Annotated in this window: 17 protein-coding genes; 7 read left to right on the plus strand and 10 right to left on the minus strand. The window is 69.3% G+C overall.

Features of this window, described 5'->3' with window-relative positions; all coding sequences use genetic code 11:
- Positions 1–34 precede the first annotated feature (34 nt).
- Positions 35–874: a universal stress protein gene (locus GBO37_RS11710; protein WP_252929128.1), complete on the minus strand. Its 840-nt coding sequence runs from the start codon at positions 872–874 to the stop codon at positions 35–37.
- Positions 875–1,278: 404 nt separating this feature from the next.
- Complete coding sequence (miaB, locus tag GBO37_RS11715) at positions 1,279–2,592, minus strand: tRNA (N6-isopentenyl adenosine(37)-C2)-methylthiotransferase MiaB (RefSeq protein ID WP_252929129.1); 1,314 nt, start codon at positions 2,590–2,592, stop codon at positions 1,279–1,281.
- Positions 2,593–2,656: 64 nt separating this feature from the next.
- On the opposite strand from miaB, the gene GBO37_RS11720 reads away from it, so the two are divergent.
- Positions 2,657–2,977 carry a TfoX/Sxy family protein gene (locus GBO37_RS11720; protein ID WP_045981775.1) on the plus strand — a complete coding sequence of 107 codons (321 nt, stop codon included), beginning with the start codon at positions 2,657–2,659 and terminating at the stop codon, positions 2,975–2,977.
- Positions 2,978–2,981: 4 nt separating this feature from the next.
- Here GBO37_RS11720 and GBO37_RS11725 read toward each other — a convergent pair whose 3' ends face one another.
- Positions 2,982–4,277, minus strand: a complete 1,296-nt coding sequence (locus GBO37_RS11725) for an alpha/beta fold hydrolase (RefSeq protein ID WP_252929130.1) — start codon at positions 4,275–4,277, stop codon at positions 2,982–2,984.
- 123 nt (positions 4,278–4,400) lie between these two features.
- Between GBO37_RS11725 and GBO37_RS11730 the strand changes: the two genes are divergently transcribed.
- Both GBO37_RS11730 and GBO37_RS11735 read left to right on the plus strand, forming a co-directional pair.
- On the plus strand, positions 4,401–5,762 hold the full coding sequence (locus GBO37_RS11730; protein ID WP_045981777.1) for an aminotransferase: 1,362 nt from the start codon (positions 4,401–4,403) through the stop codon (positions 5,760–5,762).
- A 36-nt stretch (positions 5,763–5,798) separates the two neighbouring features.
- Positions 5,799–6,023 carry a DUF2798 domain-containing protein gene (locus GBO37_RS11735; RefSeq protein WP_046000050.1) on the plus strand — a complete coding sequence of 75 codons (225 nt, stop codon included), beginning with the start codon at positions 5,799–5,801 and terminating at the stop codon, positions 6,021–6,023.
- A gap of 107 nt (positions 6,024–6,130) precedes the next feature.
- Here the strand turns inward: GBO37_RS11735 and GBO37_RS11740 are convergent, their stop codons facing one another.
- On the minus strand, positions 6,131–8,272 hold the full coding sequence (locus GBO37_RS11740) for a ComEC/Rec2 family competence protein (RefSeq protein WP_252929131.1): 2,142 nt from the start codon (positions 8,270–8,272) through the stop codon (positions 6,131–6,133).
- A 107-nt stretch (positions 8,273–8,379) separates the two neighbouring features.
- On the opposite strand from GBO37_RS11740, the gene gltX reads away from it, so the two are divergent.
- The 3 genes from gltX to GBO37_RS11755 all read left to right on the plus strand — a co-directional run bounded on the left by gltX (position 8,380) and on the right by GBO37_RS11755 (position 11,891).
- The gene (gene gltX / locus GBO37_RS11745; RefSeq protein ID WP_252929132.1) at positions 8,380–9,768 is read left to right on the plus strand and encodes a glutamate--tRNA ligase; all 1,389 of its coding nucleotides are present in this window, start codon (positions 8,380–8,382) and stop codon (positions 9,766–9,768) included.
- Between the two features lie 79 nt (positions 9,769–9,847).
- Entirely contained in the window at positions 9,848–11,137 is a 1,290-nt protein-coding gene (locus GBO37_RS11750; RefSeq protein ID WP_252929133.1) for a citrate synthase, read from the plus strand.
- 88 nt (positions 11,138–11,225) lie between these two features.
- Positions 11,226–11,891 carry an SDR family oxidoreductase gene (locus GBO37_RS11755; RefSeq protein WP_046000053.1) on the plus strand — a complete coding sequence of 222 codons (666 nt, stop codon included), beginning with the start codon at positions 11,226–11,228 and terminating at the stop codon, positions 11,889–11,891.
- A gap of 55 nt (positions 11,892–11,946) precedes the next feature.
- On the opposite strand, the gene GBO37_RS11760 is transcribed toward GBO37_RS11755, so the two are convergent.
- The 5 genes from GBO37_RS11760 to GBO37_RS11780 all read right to left on the minus strand — a co-directional run bounded on the left by GBO37_RS11760 (position 11,947) and on the right by GBO37_RS11780 (position 17,632).
- Entirely contained in the window at positions 11,947–13,752 is a 1,806-nt protein-coding gene (locus GBO37_RS11760; protein WP_371927569.1) for an aminopeptidase P family protein, read from the minus strand.
- The gene (locus GBO37_RS11765; RefSeq protein ID WP_148911318.1) at positions 13,749–14,441 is read right to left on the minus strand and encodes a metal-dependent hydrolase; all 693 of its coding nucleotides are present in this window, start codon (positions 14,439–14,441) and stop codon (positions 13,749–13,751) included. Before GBO37_RS11765 ends, GBO37_RS11760 begins: the two co-directional genes overlap by 4 nt.
- Positions 14,442–14,510: 69 nt before the next feature.
- Positions 14,511–16,262, minus strand: a complete 1,752-nt coding sequence (recJ, locus tag GBO37_RS11770) for a single-stranded-DNA-specific exonuclease RecJ (RefSeq protein ID WP_252929135.1) — start codon at positions 16,260–16,262, stop codon at positions 14,511–14,513.
- 70 nt (positions 16,263–16,332) lie between these two features.
- Positions 16,333–17,298 carry a class II fructose-bisphosphatase gene (glpX, locus tag GBO37_RS11775; RefSeq protein WP_045981784.1) on the minus strand — a complete coding sequence of 322 codons (966 nt, stop codon included), beginning with the start codon at positions 17,296–17,298 and terminating at the stop codon, positions 16,333–16,335.
- A 73-nt stretch (positions 17,299–17,371) separates the two neighbouring features.
- Positions 17,372–17,632 carry a BolA family transcriptional regulator gene (locus GBO37_RS11780; RefSeq protein ID WP_045981785.1) on the minus strand — a complete coding sequence of 87 codons (261 nt, stop codon included), beginning with the start codon at positions 17,630–17,632 and terminating at the stop codon, positions 17,372–17,374.
- A gap of 82 nt (positions 17,633–17,714) precedes the next feature.
- Between GBO37_RS11780 and GBO37_RS11785 the strand changes: the two genes are divergently transcribed.
- The gene (locus GBO37_RS11785; protein WP_046000058.1) at positions 17,715–18,344 is read left to right on the plus strand and encodes a J domain-containing protein; all 630 of its coding nucleotides are present in this window, start codon (positions 17,715–17,717) and stop codon (positions 18,342–18,344) included.
- 19 nt (positions 18,345–18,363) lie between these two features.
- Here the strand turns inward: GBO37_RS11785 and lnt are convergent, their stop codons facing one another.
- Positions 18,364–19,881, minus strand: coding sequence for an apolipoprotein N-acyltransferase (gene lnt, locus GBO37_RS11790; RefSeq protein WP_252929136.1), 1,518 nt, complete (start codon positions 19,879–19,881; stop codon positions 18,364–18,366).
- Positions 19,882–20,294: the final 413 nt, after the last annotated feature.

The raw sequence follows: 20,294 nt of genomic DNA on the forward strand, positions 1-20,294 counted from the left end.
CCCTGCGCGCATCCCCGCAAGGCGGCGTACGTCTTCAACGCGCCAGGAAGACCGGCACGCGCGCCTGTTCCAGCATGTTGCGCGTCGCACCGCCCAGGATCGCCTCGCGCAGGCGGGAATGGCCATAGGCGCCCATCACCACCATGTCGGCATCGACCTCTATCGCGCGGCGGTTGATCTCGTCGCTGATGCGGGGGGCGGTGCGGGCCAGCACCGCGATCTGGGCGTGGACGCCGTGCCGCGTCAGCATCTGCGTCAGCGCCCCCCCCGGATCGGAGCGTTCCGGCCCGCTGCTGCGCGGATCGATGCAGGTCACCTCGACCATCTCGGCGGCGCGCAGCAGGGGCAGGGCGCGGCGGATGGCGGCCAGGGCCTCGGCGGACTGGTTCCAGGCGACCAGGATGCGGCGGGGCGCGGCAACCGGCTCGCAGCCCTGCGGCAGGACCAGGACGGGGCAGGCCCCCTCGAACAGCGCGGCCTCGGTGATCAGTTCGGCGTCGCCGGGCTGGCCCTTGGCATAGGGGCTGGCCAGGATCGCCAGGTCCGAGAACCGCGCCCGCAGGCCCACCAGCGATGCGATGCCCAAGGACTGGGTCACCGCGGCCTCGCAGGACCAGCGCAGGTCGTGGGACGCGGCCATGCGGTCGCGCACCTTGCGGTCCAGCGCATTGGCATCGGTCAGCGCGCTGTCGATCGCCTCCTGCCATCCATAGGACGTGCCGCCGGGAAAGAAGTACCCGGCCTGGCTGTGGTCTATGCCCAGGCAGAGGATATCCAGATGCGCGTCATGCGCCGCGGCAAGCGCCGCGGCATCGTCCAGCTGCAGCACCTGGGACGGGTGGCTGAGGACTGTCAGGATCGTCTTGTAGGCCATAATCGCCTCCTGTTGCGGATAAGCCATCGTAGCGGTGCGGAGCGGGCGGCGCCTTGATCCTGATCAAACCCCGCGCGATGCGCAGCAGCGAAGGGACGCCGTCAATCGTGCCGCGGGGATCCATCAGGACGCTTGTCACGGCCGCGCGTTGGCCCTAGCAGCGCGCCGGCCCTGGTCGCGGGCGATGCGGGGCGCAGCGCTGGCAGCAATGATGGAGCGATGCAAGAGTGCCGCGTCATCACGGATCCTGCCGTTCCGACAACGGTGGCGGCATGGGCACAGACCTGCCGCCTGGTTCATGACCTTGGTCCAGGGCCGTTCCGCATGTCGCATGTGGCGGCAGGCCGGTCCGGACCCGGCGGATGACCCGGTCACAGACCCGAACGGGCCGCCCCGTCGCCGGGCTATGCGACCAGTTCACCGTGCAGCGAGTTGCGCTGGCTGCCGATGATGCGCACGGGGTGCAGGTCACCGATCTGGGCGCGGTCGGTGTCGACAAAGACGGAATGCAGATAGTCGGACTTGCCGATCATCTGGCCCGCCTCGCGGCCCGCCTTCTCGAACAGCACGTCGACGGTGCGACCGATCATGCCGTCCTGGACCGCATGCTGCTGACGGGTCAGCAGGGCCTGCAACTCCTGCAGGCGGGCGTCGGCCACGGCGGTGTCGACCTCGGGGCGGTCATAGGCGGGGGTGCCCGGACGCGGCGAATACTTGAAGCTGTAGGCCATGCCGAAGCCCACCTGTTCGATCAGGCGCAGGGTGTCGGCGTGATCCTGGTCCGTCTCTCCGGGAAAGCCGACGATGAAGTCGCTGGTCAGCAGGATGTCGGGACGCGCCGCGCGGATGCGGTCGATCAGGCGCAGGTACTGGTCCGCGGTGTGCTTGCGGTTCATCGCCTTGAGGATGCGGTCGCTGCCCGACTGCACGGGCAGGTGCAGATAGGGCATCAGCTGGGGCACGTCGCGATGCGCCTCGATCAGGTCATCTGCCATGTCGTTGGGATGGCTGGTGGTATAGCGGATCCGCAGCAGCCCGTCGATCTCGCCCAAGGCGCGGATCAGGGCGCCGAAACCGCCCGGGCCCCCATGCCAGCCGTTGACGTTCTGGCCCAGCAGGGTGATCTCGCGCACGCCGCGTCCGACCAGGTCACGGGCCTCGGCCAAGATGCGTTCGGCGGGGCGGCTGATCTCCGCGCCGCGGGTATAGGGCACCACGCAGAAGGCGCAGAACTTGTCGCAGCCCTCCTGCACGGTCAGGAAGGCCGCGGGCGCGCGCCGCGTTGCGCGGGGGGCGGGCAGGTGGTCGAACTTGTCTTCTTCGGGGAAATCGGTGTCGATGGCGGGCGCCTCGCCGCGCACCATGGCGGGCAGGCGGTGATAGGTCTGCGGCCCGACGACCAGATCAACCAGCGGCATCCGGCGGATGATCTCGGCCCCCTCGGCCTGGGCCACGCAGCCCGCGACACCGACCTTCAGGTCGGGGCGCGCGGCCTTCAGGGGCTTCAGCCGGCCCAGGTCGCTATACAGCTTCTCGGCCGCCTTCTCGCGGATGTGGCAGGTGTTCAGCAGGACCATGTCGGCGTCCGACTGATCCTCGGTCAGGACATAGCCCTCGGCGCCCATCGCCTCGGCCATGCGCTGGCTGTCATAGACGTTCATCTGGCACCCGTAGGTCTTGATGAACAGTTTCTTCGCGGCCGGGTTATGGGCGGTCATGTCATGCCTGTTCCTGAAGGTCGCGCAGCGGTACAGGAAATGCAGGCTTTTGGAAAGGCACGGGATGGAGAGCGACCTGACCACCATCCGCAACATCGGCCCCGCCACCGCGCAGGCGCTGATCGCGGCCGGCGTGCCGGACGCGGCGGCGCTGCGGGCGATGGGGGCGGACGCGGCCTATCGCGCCTTGATGGACGCCGGAGAGCGTCCGCATTTCATCGGATATTACGTGCTGCACATGGCGCTGCAGGGGCGGCCCTGGAACGACTGCAAGGGCGCCGAAAAGGCCGCCCTGCGCGCGCGGTTCGACGCGCTGGTGGCCGAGCGTCGCCCGATGACGGCGCTGGAGGCGGCGCTGGACCAGATCGGCCTGCGCCGCCCCTGACGGCCTACTGACCGGCGTTCTTGGTTTCGAACATCAGCCCCTTGGCGCTGCGCTCGGGAAAGCCCGGCCAATAGCTGTGGGTCGCATCTGGCGTGCCCGCGTCATCGACCGACCAGACCCCGTCCTCGGCATCGGGCACCAGGTCCAGGAAGGCGCCGCGATCCTCGCCCTTCAGGTGCTGGTCCAGGAAGGCCGTGGTGAAATGCTGCAGGACGTTGTTCATTCGCACGCTGTCCCAGACCGGATCGGCGTAATGGTCGAAGGGCGCGCGGCCCAGGGATTCCGAGAAGGCCCAGGCCTCGACCGGGGCGGGGATCGGGGCAGCGGCGTTGTGGTTGGCATGATCGAAGGTCAGAAGGTGCCGTGTCGCCGCGGTCGTCTGGTCGAAGATCTGCCGGATCGCGTCATAGATCGACACGTCGTCATCGCTGCCCGCGACCAGCAGCAGCGGCTTGGTCATGCCGGCCAGCCCGTCCGCGTCCCAGAACTCGTGCTGGCGGCCCCAGGGGGCGATGGCCACGATGGCCTTGACGCGCGGATCGACCAGGGCGGCGTGATCCTCGCTGCCCGCGGCCAGCCGGGACAGCAGCTTCTGCGGCGGGATGAAGCGTTCGGGCTCGGTCCGGTCGATGGCGGTCTGCGACAGGCCCGCGCCGCCAAAGATCATCGCGCCGTATCCGCCCATGGAATAGCCCACGACGGCCGCCGTGTCGGCATCGGTGATCGCGCCGATCTCGTCCTCCAGCCCGGCCATGCTGTCCAGCAGGAACCGCTGGTCCACCGCCCGGTTCACCAGGGTCGAGGCAAACGCCCCCATGTCGTCGTACGTGCTGTCGGGATGGTCTGCGGCGACCACGACGTATCCCTTGGAGGCCAGGTTCTCGGCCAGGTGGCTCATCAGGTAGCGGTTGCCGGGATAGCCGTGCGACAGGATGACCAGCGGGAACGACCCCTCGGCCGGTGCTGCGTCGCGGGCGGCGCTGCCGGTCAGGGTGGTGGGCGTGACACCATCGCGCAGGATCGTGTCATAGGTGGTGCCGGGTTCGGTGCCGTCGGCCGCAGGATACCAGATCTCTGCCTGCAGGGTGCGTTCCGCGGTGGGGGGCGTGCCCGTGGCGGTGGTCGCGATCACGTCGATGCGGTCCGGGTCGGTGAAGCTGGCGGCGCGCACGCCGACCGGATGCGGGCCGCGCGCGGCCAGTTCCGGCGCGTCGGGGCGGATCAGGTCGATGCGGTTTTCGGACAGGGCGGGGGCGGCGCAGGCCAGGGTGGCGGCAGCGGCCAGCATCAGGTGTCTCATGGGGGCTCCTCCGGCGGTTCGGGCGAACTGTGCCCCGGTTGCACGATCTGCACAAGCGTCCCCCATTGAACGCCGCCCGGCGCCCGGCTAGCCTGCCCCCAAGATCCGGCAAGGAGACCGACCATGACCACCCCGCAAAGCTGGGAAGCACGCGCCGACGAATACTCGCTGTACGGCTTCACCGACCTGCCAAGCGTCCACAAGCGCGGCGCCGTCGTCCTGACCCATGGCGAGGGCCCCTATGTCGTCGACGTGAACGGCAACCGCTATCTGGACGCCAATTCGGGCCTGTGGAACATGGTCGCGGGCTTTGACCACAAGGGCCTGGCCCAGGCCGCCAAGGATCAGTACGACCGCTTTCCGGGCTATCACGCGTTCTTCGGGCGGATGTCCGACCAGACCGTGATGCTGTCGGAGAAGCTGGTCGAGGTGTCGCCGTTTTCGCGTGGCAAGGTGTTCTATACGAACTCCGGCTCCGAGGCGAACGACACCATGGTCAAGATGCTGTGGTTCATGCATGCCAGCGAGGGCAATCCGCAAAAGCGCAAGATCCTGACGCGCTGGAACGCCTATCACGGCGTGACCGCCGTTTCGGCCAGCATGACGGGCAAGCCCTATAACGAGGTGTTCGGCCTGCCGCTGCCGGGCTTCATCCACCTGACCTGCCCGCACTACTGGCGGTTCGGAGAGGAGGGAGAGACCGAGGCGGCGTTCACGCAGCGCCTGGCGCGCGAGCTGGACGAGACGATCCAGCGCGAGGGCGCGGACACCATCGCGGGCTTTTTCGCGGAACCCGTGCAGGGCGCGGGCGGGGTCATTCCGCCGTCCGAGGGGTATTTCCAGGCAATCCTGCCGGTGCTGAAAAAGCACGGCATCCCGATGATCGCGGACGAGGTGATCACCGGGTTCGGACGTACGGGCAACACTTGGGGCTCGGTGACCTATGATTTCGTCCCCGACGCGATCATCAGCTCCAAGAACCTGACGGCGGGGCTGTTCCCGATGGGCGCGGTGATCCTGGGGCCGGAACTGACCGACCGCCTGCAGGCCGCCATCGACAAGATCGAGGAGTTCCCGCACGGCTTCACCGCGTCGGGCCACCCGGTCGGCTGCGCGATCGCGTTGAAGGCCATCGACGTGGTGATGAACGAGGGGCTGGCGCAGAACGTCATCGACCTGGCCCCGCGCTTCGAGGACGGGCTGCGGCAGCTGGCGCAGAATCCGAACATCGGCGAATATCGCGGCGTGGGCTTCATGTGGGCGCTGGAGGCGGTGCGCGACAAGGCGACCAAGACGCCCTTTGAGGGGCATCTGTCGGTCAGCGAGCGGATTGCCAACACCTGCACCGACATGGGCCTGATCTGTCGCCCCCTGGGGCAGTCGATCGTGCTGTGCCCGCCCTTCATCCTGACGCCCGCGCAGATGGACGAGATGTTCGAGAAGCTGGACAAGGCCTTGGGCAAGGTCTTTGCCGAGCTGGCCTGAGCGAGGGGCGGGGATGCGTTTCGGAACGATCGCCAGATGATACCCGCACGCTATGCCCCGATCCTGTTCGGCTTCTTCCTGTCGGGGCTGATGTCGTCGCTGGTGTCGGGGATCGCCACGGTCCGGGCGGTGGGTCTGTCCGACGGGGTCGCGGGGCTGTGGCTGGGGAACTGGCTGTCCAGTTGGGCGGTGGCCTTTCCGGCGGTGCTGGTGGTGGCCCCGGTGACGCGGCATCTGGTCGCGCGACTGACGCGGGCCTGACGACGACCCTGTCGGCGGTTGCGCATGGCGCGGGGGGCGCCTGCGGGTCGTAAGAACCTGTCCGGCCGACCGTGCGCCGCGATCGCCGTCCGGGCCGCGGGCCCGTGCTATCGCGACAGCCGCATCGGTTGACCCGTGGTGACCTGCGGTCCATCCGCGGTCATGCGGATCGCGACGGCGCCGCTGCGGCGGAGGCGTTTCGGGTCCAGCAGCAGGCAGCGCGGCTTGCCGTCGATGTCGACGGGTTCGGTCGCGACCACGATGCGGTCGGCACGACAGGCGGCGACGGCGCGGGTCCCCGACCCCTTTCCGGTCAGGTGCCAGACCTGCCAGCCGCCGGACAGGGCCGCCTGCCGGTCGCGGCGGTCGCCGGTCCAGGCCGGGCGGGCGGCGGCGGTTTCCTGGTCGGCCATGTCGCCGTCCTCCTGCAGCCAGGTCGAGACGACGAAGGCGCCGCCCGAGGGTTTCGAGATGGCGCGGCCCTCGGGGGTCATCAGGCCCACGGCCTCGCCCTCCGGCGCGATCAGCAGCAGCGGGCGGCGGGCAGTCATCCACAGCGCGGCGGCGGCGATCAGCAGCGTCATCGCCAGCACGAAGCCTGCCTGTGTCAGCACCCCACGCCGCGCCGCGGGGCGCCAGCAGAGGATGCCCAGCACCGCGCCAAAGCCCATCAGCGGCACCACGGCGGCGGGCGGCTTGGCCACACCGGTCACCGCCCCGCCCAGATCGGCCACGAATCGCGCGACCCAAAGCATCCATTCCGTGCCGATGCCCATGACCCACAGGGCCGGCGCCTCCAGCCCGACCAGGGCCAGGACGGCGCCGATGACGCCCGCAGGCATCACCAGCGTGCCCATGACCGGCACCGCCAGCAGGTTCGCCAGCAGACCGTATTGCGCCATGCGGTTGAAATGCGCCGCGGCGATGGGCGATGTCGCCACGGCGGCGATCAGCGACGACACGATCAGCATCGCCACCGGGCGCAGCCACCATGGCAGGCGCGGGGACACCCGCGCCCAGGGGCCATAGACCAGGATCAGGGCCACGGTGGCGGCAAAGCTCATCTGGAAGCCGGCGCTGACGACGGCCTCGGGCGAGTAGATCAGCACGATGGTCGCGGCCAGGGCGACCGTGCGCAGGGAAATTGCCCGCCTGTCGGCGATGATCGCGCCCAGCATGACGGCGACCATGATGAACGACCGTTCGGTCGCGACCCCGCCGCCGGACAGCCACAGATAGGCCGCCGCCGCCGCCAGCGCGATACCGGCCGCCCATTTGTGCATCGGTCGCGCCAGGCCGATCCCTGCGCCCTGCACCCCCACCAGGACCATGCGCACCGCGCCATAGACGAAGGCCGCCAGCATCCCCATGTGCAGCCCCGAGATCGAGATGATGTGGTAGAGGTTCGAGGCGCGCATCACCTCGTTCGTCTCCTCGGCGATGCCGGAGCGGTCGCCGGTCATCAGGGCCGAGGCCACCGCGCCGGCCTGTCCGCCGATGCGGTCCTGAATGGCGGCGCTGATCGACATGCGCGCCCGGTGCGCCCACCACACGCCCCCCTGCGGCGGCGCCACGGCCATGATCGGCGTGCGCGAATAGCCGACGGCGCCCAGGCCGTCGAACCATGCGAACATCCGAAAATCGAAGCTGCCCGGAGACGACGGCGCCGGGGGCGGGCCCAGATGCCCGGTCAGCATCACGCGCTGGCCCAAGGGCGGCAACGCGTCGTCGCCCATCAGCGACAGGCGCACCCGCGCGGGCGTGCGGTCGGGCGACAGGTCATGCAGCACGACGCCGTCCAGCGTCAGGCGCATCCGGTCGCGCCCCGACCGGTCGATCTGGATCACCCGCCCCTCGACCGGGCCGTAATAGCGCCATTCCAAGACCGGGGCCGCGACATGCGCGGCGCGGAACGCGACCGGGCCGGTGCCGGCGATCACGAAGGACAGCGCCAGTGCGGCCAGATGGACGGCATCGGCCTGAGGCCAGCCGATCCGGCCTCGGTCGGCCCAGAGGGGCGCGTGGCGTGCGATGGTCAGCGACAGCGCCAGAAGGCAGGCCATCACCGTCCAATGGGCCGCGCCGAACAGCGTCGGATGCAGGAACCACAGCCCGATCCCGGCCGACAGGCAGACCGGCACCCAGGGAAACAGTCCCGCGCGCAGCGCCGCGGCGGGGCGCGGGGCGGCCAAGGGGCGGGTTGCGGGCTGGGGCAGGGGGGGCGCGACCGCACCCGATTGGGGCAACATCCTTGTCCTTTCGCGACCCGGTGACTATCACTTGGCCGCAAGATGGCACGGGGATGCTTACCAAAGCGTTAACGCCGTGCCGCGCCAGACCCTGCCCGAAGGCCGCCATGACCCAGATCGTTACCCGTTTCGCCCCCTCTCCCACCGGATACCTGCATGTGGGCGGCGCCCGGACGGCGCTGTTCAACTGGCTGTTCGCGCGGGGGCGGGGCGGCAAGTTCCTGTTGCGGATCGAGGATACCGACCGCGCCCGGTCAACCCCCGAGGCCACCGCGGCAATCCTGAAGGGCCTGACCTGGCTGGGCCTGGACTGGGACGGCGAACCCGTCAGCCAGTTCGAACGCAAGGACCGCCACGCCGAGGTCGCCCGCCAGATGCTGGACCAGGGCACGGCCTACAAGTGCTTCTCCACCACCGACGAGATCGCGGCCTGGCGCGAGGCGAACCCGCGCCAGCCCTTCCTCAGCCCGTGGCGCGATGCGACCGAACTGCCCGACGCCCCCTATGCGATCCGCCTGAAGGCGCCGCGCGACGGAGAGACGGTGATCGACGATCAGGTGCAGGGCGCGGTGCGCGTCGCCAACGACCAGCTGGACGACATGGTGCTGCTGCGCAGCGACGGGACGCCCACCTATATGCTGGCCGTGGTGGTGGACGATCACGACATGGGCGTGACCCACGTGATCCGGGGCGACGACCACCTGACCAACACCGCGCGCCAGATCCAGATCATCGACGCGATGGGCTGGCCGCGCCCGACCTATGCCCATATCCCGCTGATCCACGGAGAGGACGGAAAGAAGCTGTCCAAGCGTCACGGCGCGGTGGGGCTGCACGAATTCGCGGCGCTTGGCTATCCGCCGGCGGCCATGCGCAACTATCTGGCGCGGCTTGGCTGGAGCCATGGCGACGACGAGCTGTTCGACGATGCCCAGGCCCGTGACTGGTTCGGGCTGGAGGGGATCGGACGCGCGCCCGCGCGCCTGGACTTCAAGAAGCTGGAGCATGTCAGCGGCCACCATATCGGGCGGATGCCCGACGATCAGGTGCTGGCCGCGCTGCAGGATTACCTGTCGGAAACCGGCGCGCCCGCGCTGACCGACACCCAGCGCAGCCGCATCCTGGCGGCGATGGGCGCATTGAAGGAAAAGGCGAAAACGCTGCCCGGACTGCTGGACCAGGCGCGGTTCGCGATGATCGAACGCCCCATCACGGTCGAGGAGAAGGCGGCGCGTAACCTGGATACGGTATCCCGTGGTATGCTGAAATCATTGACTGCTGCGGTGCAGAATGCTAGCTGGACCCGAGACGATCTGGAGGAGGCGGCCCAGCAGGTTGCCACGGAAAACGGTGTCGGACTGGGCAAGATCGCGGCACCGCTGCGCGCCGCCTTGGCCGGAACGAGCGCCACCCCCAGTGTGTTCGACATGATGACTGCGCTTGGCCGCGACGAAACGCTGGCCCGGCTGCAGGACCAGACCGATTTGGCAGGCTGAAGCCTGCCCTCACATGCCAGGGCTGTCTGACGGGTTTACGCGACGGACCGCCCGGCCTTAGCCGGAAGGACGCCTTTGCATGGCCGACAAGACCGCTAAACTGCACCTGAACGGGCAGGACTATGACCTGCCCATCCTGTCGCCCACCAAGGGCCCGGACGTTCTGGACATCCGCAAGCTGTATGGCCAGGCGGACGTCTTCACCTATGACCCCGGCTTCACCTCGACCGCCAGCTGCGATTCGACGATCACCTTCATCGACGGCGACAAGGGCGAGCTGTGGTATCGCGGCTATCCGATCGAGCAGCTGGCCGCCAAGTCCTGCTATCTGGAGGTCTGCTATCTGCTGCTGTACGGCGAGCTGCCGACCGAGGCGCAGATGGACGATTTCCGCGCCCGCGTCACGCGCCACACGATGGTGCACGAGCAGATGCACAACTTCTTCCGCGGCTTCCGTCGCGATGCGCATCCGATGGCGACCATGGTCGGCGTCGTGGGAGCCATGTCCGCCTTCTATCACGACTCGACCGACGTGAACGACGAATGGCAGCGCGAGGTCGCGGCGATCCGCCTGATCGCCAAGCTGCCCACGATCGCGGCGATGGCCTATAAATATTCGATCGGCCAGCCCTTCGTCTATCCGCAGAACGACCTGGATTACGCGTCGAATTTCCTGAACATGTGCTTCTCGGTCCCGGCCGAGAAATACGAGGTGAACCCGGCCCTAGCCCGCGCCATGGACCGCATCTTCACCCTGCATGCCGATCACGAGCAGAACGCGTCCACCTCGACCGTGCGCCTGGCGGGATCGTCGGGGGCGAACCCGTTTGCCTGCATCGCGGCGGGCATCGCCTGCCTGTGGGGCCCCGCCCATGGCGGCGCCAACCAGGCCTGCCTGGAGATGCTGCGCGAGATCGGGACCGTGGACCGGATCCCGGAATACATCGCCAAGGCGAAGGACAAGTCCGACCCGTTCAAGCTGATGGGCTTTGGCCACCGGGTCTACAAGAACTTCGACCCGCGCGCGACGGTCATGAAGGAATCGGCCGACGAGGTCCTGGACCTGCTGGGCGTGGGCGACAACCCGGTCCTGCAGGTCGCCAAGGAGCTGGAGAAGATCGCGCTGGAGGACGAGTACTTCATCGAGAAGAAGCTGTATCCCAACGTCGATTTCTATTCGGGCATCATCCTTGAGGCGATGGGCTTCCCCACGTCGATGTTCACACCGATCTTTGCGCTGTCGCGCACGGTGGGCTGGATCGCGCAGTGGAAAGAGATGATCGGCGATCCGCAGAACAAGATCGGCCGCCCGCGCCAGCTGTATGTCGGCAGCGACCGCCGCGACTATGTCGACCTGAAGGCGCGCTGAGCGTCCTGGCAGGTCAGGCATGGGGGTCCCTTCGGGGGCCCCTTTTTCGTGGTTGCGCGGGGGGACGCGCGGTGGCAAGGGACCGGACATGAGCGAGATCGAACAGACAGGCGCCACCCGGCTGGCGCTGGTGACGGGGGCCTCTCGGGGGCTTGGGGCGGCGCTGGCCGAAGGGCTGGCGGCGCAGGGCTATCACGTGCTGGCGGTCGCGCGGACCGTGGGCGCGCTGGAGGAGCTGGACGACCGCATCCGTGCGGCCGGTGGCCAGGCGACACTGGCGCCGATGGACGTGACCGAACCCGAGGCGATGAAGCAGATGACCCAGGCCATCGCCGGCCGGTGGGGCGGGCTGGACCTGTGGGCGCATTGCGCGGTTCATGCGGCGCCGATGTCGCCTGCACCCCATATCGAGGGGCGCGACTGGTCCAAGTCGATGCTGGTCAATGTCGAGGTCACCCGCGGCCTGATCGCCATGCTGGAGCCGCTGCTGCGCCAGCGCCGGGGAACGGCGCTGTTCTTTGACGATGCGCGGGGCGGGCAGAAGTTCTTTGGCGCCTACGGCGCGTCCAAGGCCGCGCAGATCGCGTTGGCGCGCAGCTGGCAGGCCGAGACGGTGCAGACCGGCCCACGGGTGCTGATCGATTCGCCGGCGCCCATGCCGACCGCCGTCCGCGCGCGGTTCCATCCGGGCGAGGATCGCGGCGCGCTGGCACCGTGCAGGGACGAGGCGGCGCGCATCCTGTCGCTGTTGTGAGGTTTGCGTCCCGCGGCGGCGCGGGGGGCTGCCTGCCCCCCGCACCCCCCGGATGTCACACCTGGCCGAGCGGTTCTGTCGCCGCCGTCAGCCAGTCCAGATCCTGCCCCTGAAGATCGGGCGACAGGCTGATCCGAACTTGGGCGTGATAGGCGTCCAGCCAGGCGACATCGTCGGCCGACAGCGCGGCGCGGTCGATCAGGCGGCGGTCGATGGGGCACAGCGTCAGCGTGTCGAAGCCCAGCATCTGGCGGCCCGGTTCGGCATCGGCCTGGGTCACGACGATCAGATTCTCGATTCGGATGCCGAAGCTGCCTTCGCGATAGTAGCCGGGCTCGTTCGACAGGATCATGCCGGGTTCCAGCGGCACGTCGCTGACGCGGCTGATCCGCGCCGGTCCTTCATGCACGCAAAGTGCCGCGCCGACGCCGTGGCCGGTGCCGTGATCGTAGTCCAGACCCTGCGACCACAGGAACTGACGCGCCAGGGCGTCCAGATGCCCCCCGGTCACGCCGGTCGGAAAGCGCGCCCGCGACAGGGCGATCATGCCGCGCAGCACTGCGGTGAAGGGCCCGACCGCGTCCGGGCGCGGATCGCCCAAGGGCACGGTGCGGGTGATATCGGTGGTGCCGTCGGCGTATTGGCCGCCGGAATCGATCAGCAGCAGGTCGCCCGCAGCCAACCGACGGTTGGTCGCCTCGGTCACGCGGTAATGGACAATGGCGCCGTTCGGACCGGCGCCCATGATCGTGTCGAAGCTGATATCGAGGATGCCCTGATCACGGCGCAGCCGCTCCAGTTGACGGACCACGTCGATCTCGGACAGGGCGGCGGGATCCTGACGGTCTAGCCATGCCAACAGGCGCACCATGGCCAGCCCGTCACGGTGATGGGCGCTGCGCATGCCCGAAAGCTCTGCCGCGTTCTTGCGGGCCTTGGGCAGGACGGCGGGATCGGGGCCTGCGACGACGGTGGTGCCCGCGGCCTCTAGGATGCGGAACGCGGCCTCGGGCGCGGAGCCGGGATCGAGGCGAACGGGGCCTTCGAGGTCGGTCAGCGCCGCAGCCAGCGCGTCATGCGGCAGGATGTGGACATGATTGCCCAGATGCGCGCGCAGGTCGGCGTCGAACTTGGCCGGGTCCGCGAACAGCGCAAGATCGCCGCTGTCCGACAGCACCGCAAAGGATTGCACCACCGGGTTCTTGGGCAGGTCGCTGCCGCGGATGTTCAGCAGCCAGGATATCGAGTCGGGCAGCGTCAACAGCGCCGCTGCCTGCCCCTGCGCCTTGAGATCGGTGGCCAGGCGGGCGCGTTTCTGCGCCGCGCTCTCTCCGGCGATGGCGTCGGGGTGGATGCGGGCAGGGCCCACGGGCGGGGCGGGGCGGTCGGGCCAGATCGCGTCGACCGGATTGTGGTCCAGCGCGATCAGGGCGATGCCGGTGTCGGTCAGCGCGCCCTCCATTCCGGCGATCTCCTTGCGTGTGTGCAGCCAGGGGTCGAAACCCACGCGCCCGCCGTGGGGCAAGGCCTCGGCCAGCCAGGCGGAGGGGCGCGTCTCGGGCCAGGGCACCGGGGTGAAATGACCAAGGTCGATCTGGCTGCGCACCTGCACGCGATAGCGGCCGTCGATGAAGACGCCCGCCTGGTCAGCCGTCACGATCGCGAATCCTGCGCTGCCGGTGAACCCGGTCAGCCAGGCCAGTCGGGCGTCGGCATCGGCCACGTATTCGCCCTGATGCACATCGGCCCGCGGCACGATGACCGCGTCCAGCTGTTCGCGGGCCATCAACTGGCGGAGGGCGGTCAGGCGGGCGGCATGATCGCCACCGCCCGCCGGGTCGTCGAAGGTCTGAAAGCTCACAGCGCGACGGCCTCCATCACCTTGGGTTCGATCACGTCGACGCCGGGCAGGGCGTCGATCAGCACCTGCGCCGACTGTTCCAGCAGGGGGAAGGTCTTGTAATGGCAGGGGATCACGGTCTTAAAGTCGAAATAGCGCTTGGCCGCATAGGCCGCGCGCGACATGTCCATGGTGAAATGCCCGCCCGCGCACAGGATGCCGATGTCTGGCTTGTGCAGGTCGCCCATCCATTCCATGTCGGCCATGATGTCGGTGTCGCCCGAGACATAGATCACATGCCCGTCGCCCGCGATCATGTAACCCGATTCGTGGCCCGCATAGACAGGACCGTCCGGCCCGCTGATCGAGCTGGAATGCGTCGCGTTCACCATCGTCACCTGCGCGCCGCCCAGGTCGACCGTGCCGCCCTTGTTGAAGCCGATGCCCTCGATCTTGTCGGTCTTTTCCCAATGGCCGATCAGGTCGAAGATGCCCACGACGGGGATCTTCAGCTCCTTGGCAAGGGCCAGCGTGTCGCCGGTATGATCGCCATGGCCGTGGGTGATCAGGATATGCGTGGCGCCGTCGATGGCCTCGGCGCGCCGGTCGTCGGGAAAGACGGGGTTTCCGCTGAACCAGGGGTCGATCAGGATCACGGCCTGTTCGATCTGTAGACGAAAGCCGGAATGGCCAAGCCAGGTCAGTTTCATGGGGTCTCCTTCGCGCTGTCGCGGCAGGTTAGCGGCCGCGTCCGGTCGTGACCAGAACCCCCGGCGGGGTCAAAGGTTGCCGGTCGCGGGTGCCGCATCGTCCAGGCGCAGGCGCAGGCGTTCCCGCCCGCCCCAGGTCGACAGCTCCAGCTTGCCGGCCAGGTGGAACCGCCGCCCCTTGGCGCCGATCAGGCCGGGACCAAGCGGGCCGTCCATCGCGCCCCAGGCCACGGCCTCCATCGGGGGGCTGCCGGGGCTGCGGAACTGCAGGCGCAGGTGGCGGTCGCCCATGGTCGCGGCGCTGTCGATCAGCTGGTCGGAAAACGCAAAGCGCGGCGCGGGGGCGGCCTGCCCGAAGGGACCGGCATCCTCCAGCATGCGGTACATGGGCGCGGTGGCACCCGACGGCTCCAGGAGGCCCGAAATGCGCAGGTCGCCCGACCCGGTGCGGCCCGCCAGATCGCGGGCGATCAGTTCGGCCAGGCGGTCCATCGCGGCGGGGATCTTTGCCTCCTCGACGGTCAGGCCTGCGGCCATGGTGTGCCCGCCGCCCTTCAGCAGCAGACCCTCATGCGCCAGACGCTGGATCGCACGGCCCAGATCGACGCCGGGGACCGACCGGGCGCTGCCCTTGCCGATGCCGTGATCGACCCCGATCACCACGGATGGCAGATCGGTCGCCTCCTTGACGCGGGCGGCGACAATGCCGACCACGCCCGGGTGCCAGCCCGCGCCCGCAGCCCAGGACAGGCGCGCATCGCCCCGCGCCTCGACCTGGGCCAGGGCCTCTAGGCGGACGGCGGCCTCGATCGCGCGGCGGTCGCTGTTTAGCGCGTCCAGCTGACGGGCCAGCTGATCGGCCTGCGACGCGTCGCGGCAGGACAGGCATAGCGCGCCCAGATCGGCGCGACCCACGCGCCCACCCGCATTGATGCGCGGACCCAGTAGGAAGCCCAGGTGGAACGCGCTTGGCGCGCCGTCCAGCCGGGCGATGTCGGACAGCGCGACCAGACCCGCCCGCTGCCTGCGCGCCATCACGGCCAGCCCCTGGCGGACAAACGCGCGGTTGACGCCGACCAGCGGCGCGACATCGGCGACCGTGGCCAGCGCGACCAGATCCAGCATCGCCATCAGGTCCGGTTGCGGCAGGCCCCGCTGGCGCAGCACGCGACCGGCCTGCACCAGCGTCAGGAACACCACGCCCGCGGCGCACAGATGGCCCAGGGCGCCGTCCTCGTCCATGCGGTTGGGGTTCACGACCGCCAGCGCGGGGGGAAGGGTCTCTCCGCCCAGGTGGTGGTCCAGGACGATCACGTCGCAGCCCGCGGCGGCGGCCAGCGCGTCATGGGACAGCGTCCCGCAGTCGACGCAGACGATCAGGTCGTGCGCCGCTGCCAGCGCGGTCATGGCGGGGACGTTGGGGCCGTAACCCTCGTCGATGCGGTCGGGGATATAAAGCGTCGCCTGGCGCCCGTGCTGGTGCAGCCAGTCGATCAGCAGGGCGGCCGACGATCCGCCGTCCACGTCGTAATCGGCAAAGATCGCGATGCGCTGGCCGTTGACGGCGGCATCGACCAGCCGTTCGGCGGCGACGTCCATGTCGCGGAGGGTCAGCGGGTCCGGCAGCAGGTCGCGCAGCTTGGGTGCCAGGAACCCGGCCGCCTCGGCGGGCGGCACGCCGCGTTCGGCCAGCACGCGGGCCACCGGCAGGGGCAGGGCCGCCTGCTGGGCCAGCCCTTCGGCCAGCCGTTCCAGATCGGCGGGCGGTCCGATCCACCGCCGCCCGGTCAACGAGCTGTCGATGCCCAGAAATGCCGTCATGTGTCTTCTTTGTCCAAGGGCCCCGGGGTCGTCCCGGGACGGGACAGGGGGGCGCGGGGCCCCCCTTACCTCACTTCACCGGGTTGCGATAGGTCATGCGCCGCACCGATCCGGTCTTGGACCGCATCAGGATGGTCTCGGTCGTCAGGTATCCCGGCTCGCGCTTGACGCCGGCGACGATCGAGCCGTCGGTGACGCCGGTCGCGGCAAAGATCACGTCGTCGGTGACCAGGTCGTCGCGGGCATAGATGCGGTCCAGGTCGGTGATCCCGGCCTTCTTCGCGCGTCCGCGTTCGTCGTCGTTGCGGAACATCAGCCGGCCCCACATCTGCCCGCCCATGCATTTCAGTGCCGCCGCGGCCAGGACGCCCTCGGGCGCGCCGCCCGAACCCATGTACATGTCGATGCCGGTCAGCTCGGCCTCGGCGCAGTGGATCACGCCGGCCACGTCGCCGTCGGTGATCAGGCGGATCGCGGCGCCGGTCTGGCGAACCTCGGCGATCATCTCCTCATGGCGCGGACGCTCCAGGATACAGACGGTGATGTCTCCGTCCTCGCAGCCGCGGGCGCGGGCCAGGGCGCGCACGCGTTCGGAAGGGCTCATGTCCAGGCTGACGACGTCCTTGGGATAACCCGGCCCCACGGCCAGCTTGTCCATATAGACGTCGGGCGCGTGCAGCAGCGTGCCGCGCGGCGCCATCGCGATGACGGTCAGCGCGTTCGGCATGTCCTTAGCGGTCAGCGTGGTGCCTTCCAGCGGGTCCAGCGCGATGTCCACCTCGGGGCCCTCGCCGGTGCCGACCTCCTCGCCGATGAACAGCATCGGCGCCTCGTCGCGCTCGCCCTCGCCGATGACGACGACGCCCTTGATGTCCAGCATGTTCAGCTGGTCGCGCATCGCGTTCACCGCGGCCTGGTCGGCGGCCTTCTCGTCGCCGCGGCCGATCAGCCGGGCCGAGGCATGGGCCGCCGCCTCGCTGACGCGGGCCAGGCCCAGGGACAGCATCCTGTCGTTGAAATCCTTCGGCGCGGTCATGTCCCTCATCCCTTCGTGCTGCAGGTTGGGGGCTTTCTAGGGGGCGGGGCAGGGGGCAGCAAGCCTGACGGCGCTAACGGTCCGGGCTTTCCGACAGTTCCAGCGCCAGCGCGTGGATACGCGGCACGATGTCGCCCAGGGTCGCATGGACCAGGCGGTGCTGCTGGATCCGCGTCAGCCCGGCAAAGGCCGGGCTGGCCATGCGGATGCGGAAATGGCTTTCGCCCCCGTCGCGAAAGCCTGCATGGCCGCGATGATCCTCGCTTTCGTCCAGCACCTGCAGGGTCGTGGGCTGCAGGGCTGCCAGCCGTTCGGTCATCTGGTCCGCGATCATCCGCATATCCTTTCCGTCAAGGGGTTTCATGTCCCGTCAGATAGCCTAAACTGCCCGCCTTGAGTCGCAAAGGTGCCCCAGGATGAGCAAGAACGACCCGTTCGGTTTCGACATTTCCGCCGCCAAGGACAAGAAGCGCAAGACCAAAGGGCGGCGCGGCATGTCGGGGGCGTTCGAGACCTCGACCCGCACCTGCGAGCGCGAGGGATGCGACGAGCCGGGCCAGTATCGCGCGCCCAAGAACCCGCGCAACTTGGACGACTATTTCTGGTTCTGCAAAGAGCACGTCCGCGATTACAACGCGAACTGGAACTACTTCCAGGGCCAGTCCGAGGAGGAGTTCCAGCAGTTCATCGACAATGCGACGGTCTGGGAACGCCCCACCAAGCCCTTCGGTCGCGCCGCGGCCGAGGACAAGTGGGCCCGCCACGGCGTCAGCGACCCGTTGGAGATCCTGGGCGCGAACGGCACCGCGCCGGAATCGCGCGCGCAGTCCAGCGCGCGCAAGCTGCCGCCCACCGAACGCCGCGCCCTGGACATCCTGGAGGCCAAGGATCACTGGACCCGCGCCGAGATCCGCAAGCAGTACAAGTCGCTGGTCAAGGACCTGCACCCCGACATGAACGGCGGCGACCGTTCCGACGAGGATCGCCTGTCCGAGGTGGTCTGGGCCTGGGATCAGATCAAGGAAAGCCGGTTCATCCGCGACTAGGGTCGCCAGGCGGACAGCGTCAGGCCGTGCGCCCCCGGCGGCGCGGCCATAGGGCCAGGCCCAGAACCAGCAACAGCAGTGTCACGACCGGCACGTTCCCGACCGCCAGCCACGGCGTCGCGGGCAGCGCCCCGGGCAGCGATGCGTCGATCTTGCCGAGCTGGTTCAGGGGCAGGCTGGCCAGGATGCGCCCGCGGGCGTCGATCACCGCGCTGACCCCTGTATTCGCGGCGCGCACCAGTGGCAGCCCCGTCTCGATCGCACGCAGGCGGGCTTGGTCCAGATGCTGGTACGGGCCCGACAGGGTGCCGAACCATGCGTCGTTGGTGGCCTGCAGCAGCCAGCCGGGGCGCTGGTCCAGATGGCGCAGGTGCTGGGGAAAGATCGCCTCATAGCAGATCAGCGGCTGAAAGTCGGGGACGCCCGGCGCGGACATGATCTGCGGTCCGGGACCGGCGGAATAGCCGTTGCCCTGCCGCGCGGCAAAGGCGCCGATGCCCAGATGGGCCAGTGCGTCGCCCCAGGGAACGTATTCGCCGAACGGCACCAGATGGAACTTGTCATAGACTTGGGTGATCTGTCCGCCCGGCACGACGGTCGCAAGGCTGTTGAAGAAGCGGCTGCTTTCGCGGCGCTGGATGCCCATGACCAGAGGCGCGCCCGCGGCCTGGGACATCATCGGCAGGACCGCGTCGGCATCCTCCAGCAGGAAGTTCACGGCCGTCTCGGGCCAGATGACCAGATCGCGGGGGCCGGGTTCGGCGGACAGGTCCAGCAGGCGCTGGAAGAAGACCGTGGACCATTCGGGGTCCCACTTCAGGTGCTGCGCCGCATCGGGCTGCACGATCCGCAGGGTCACGGGCCGGTCGGCGGGCATCGGCGCGGCCAGCCGCATCGTCCCCGCGATCCACGGACCTGCCAGCAGGGCCGCGGCCAGGGCTGTCGCCATCACCGCGCGCCCGCGCAACAGAACCGGCAGTGCGGCCAGCGCCATCGTCAGCGTGCCAAGGCCCAGGGCCCCGGTCCACGCGGCCATCTGGGCGACGGGCGTGTCGATCCATGCGTGGCCGATCTGGGCCCAGGGAAAGCCGGTGAAGATCCAGCCGCGCAGCCAGTCCGACAGGACCAGTGCCGCAGCGATCGCCGTGGCCTGCGCAGCGGGACCGCGGGCCAGACGCGCGGCCGCGCCGGCCGGCACCGCCCAGAACAGGGCACCCCCAAACGCCATCAGGATCAGCGCAAAGGGCGCCATCCAGCCGTGGCGGGCAATGTCGACCAGGAAGGGTTCGGTGATCCAGGACAGCGACAGGGCGAACCAGCCAAAGCCCGCGGCCAGCACGTGCCAGAACACGGCGGCGGCGGGCAGGGGCGACAGGCGCCAGATCAGCGCGGCCATCGCCAGCGGCGTCGCGGCCCAGATGCCCAGGGGCGCAAGGCCCAGGGCGGCGATCAGGCCCAAGGCAAGATCGGGCAGAAGACTGCGCAGGGGCGGACGGCCCCCGCGCAGTCGGGATAGCGGGCGAGGCGTGCCGCGCATCAGGCCTGCGCGTCAGCGTCCTTGGGCTGCGCGTCGGCGTCGGCCTTCTTGCGGCGGGTGCGCTTGGGCTTTTCCGGCGCGTCCGTCGCGGCATCGGCGGCGGGCGCATCGGCGGTCGCGGCCTTGCGGCGACGGGTGGGCTTGGGCGCATCAACCGAGGCTTCGGCAGGGGCCTCTGCCGCATCGGTGGCGGGCTTGCGGCTGCGCGTCCGCTTGGGCTTGGGCGCTGTCTCCTCGACCGGCTCGGCGGCAGGGGAGTCGGTTTCGGCCGTCTCGGCCTTCTTGCGGCCGCGGGTGCGCTTGGGCTTGGGTTCCGCAGCGGGTTCGACCGCCGGTGTCTCTGCCTGAACGGGCGCTTCAGCCACGGGCTGCGCGTCCTGAACGGCATCGGCCGGTACGGTCTCGGGCTGCAT

Source organism: Paracoccus sp. 08, from assembly GCF_024105395.1.
GTDB lineage: Bacteria > Pseudomonadota > Alphaproteobacteria > Rhodobacterales > Rhodobacteraceae > Paracoccus > Paracoccus marcusii.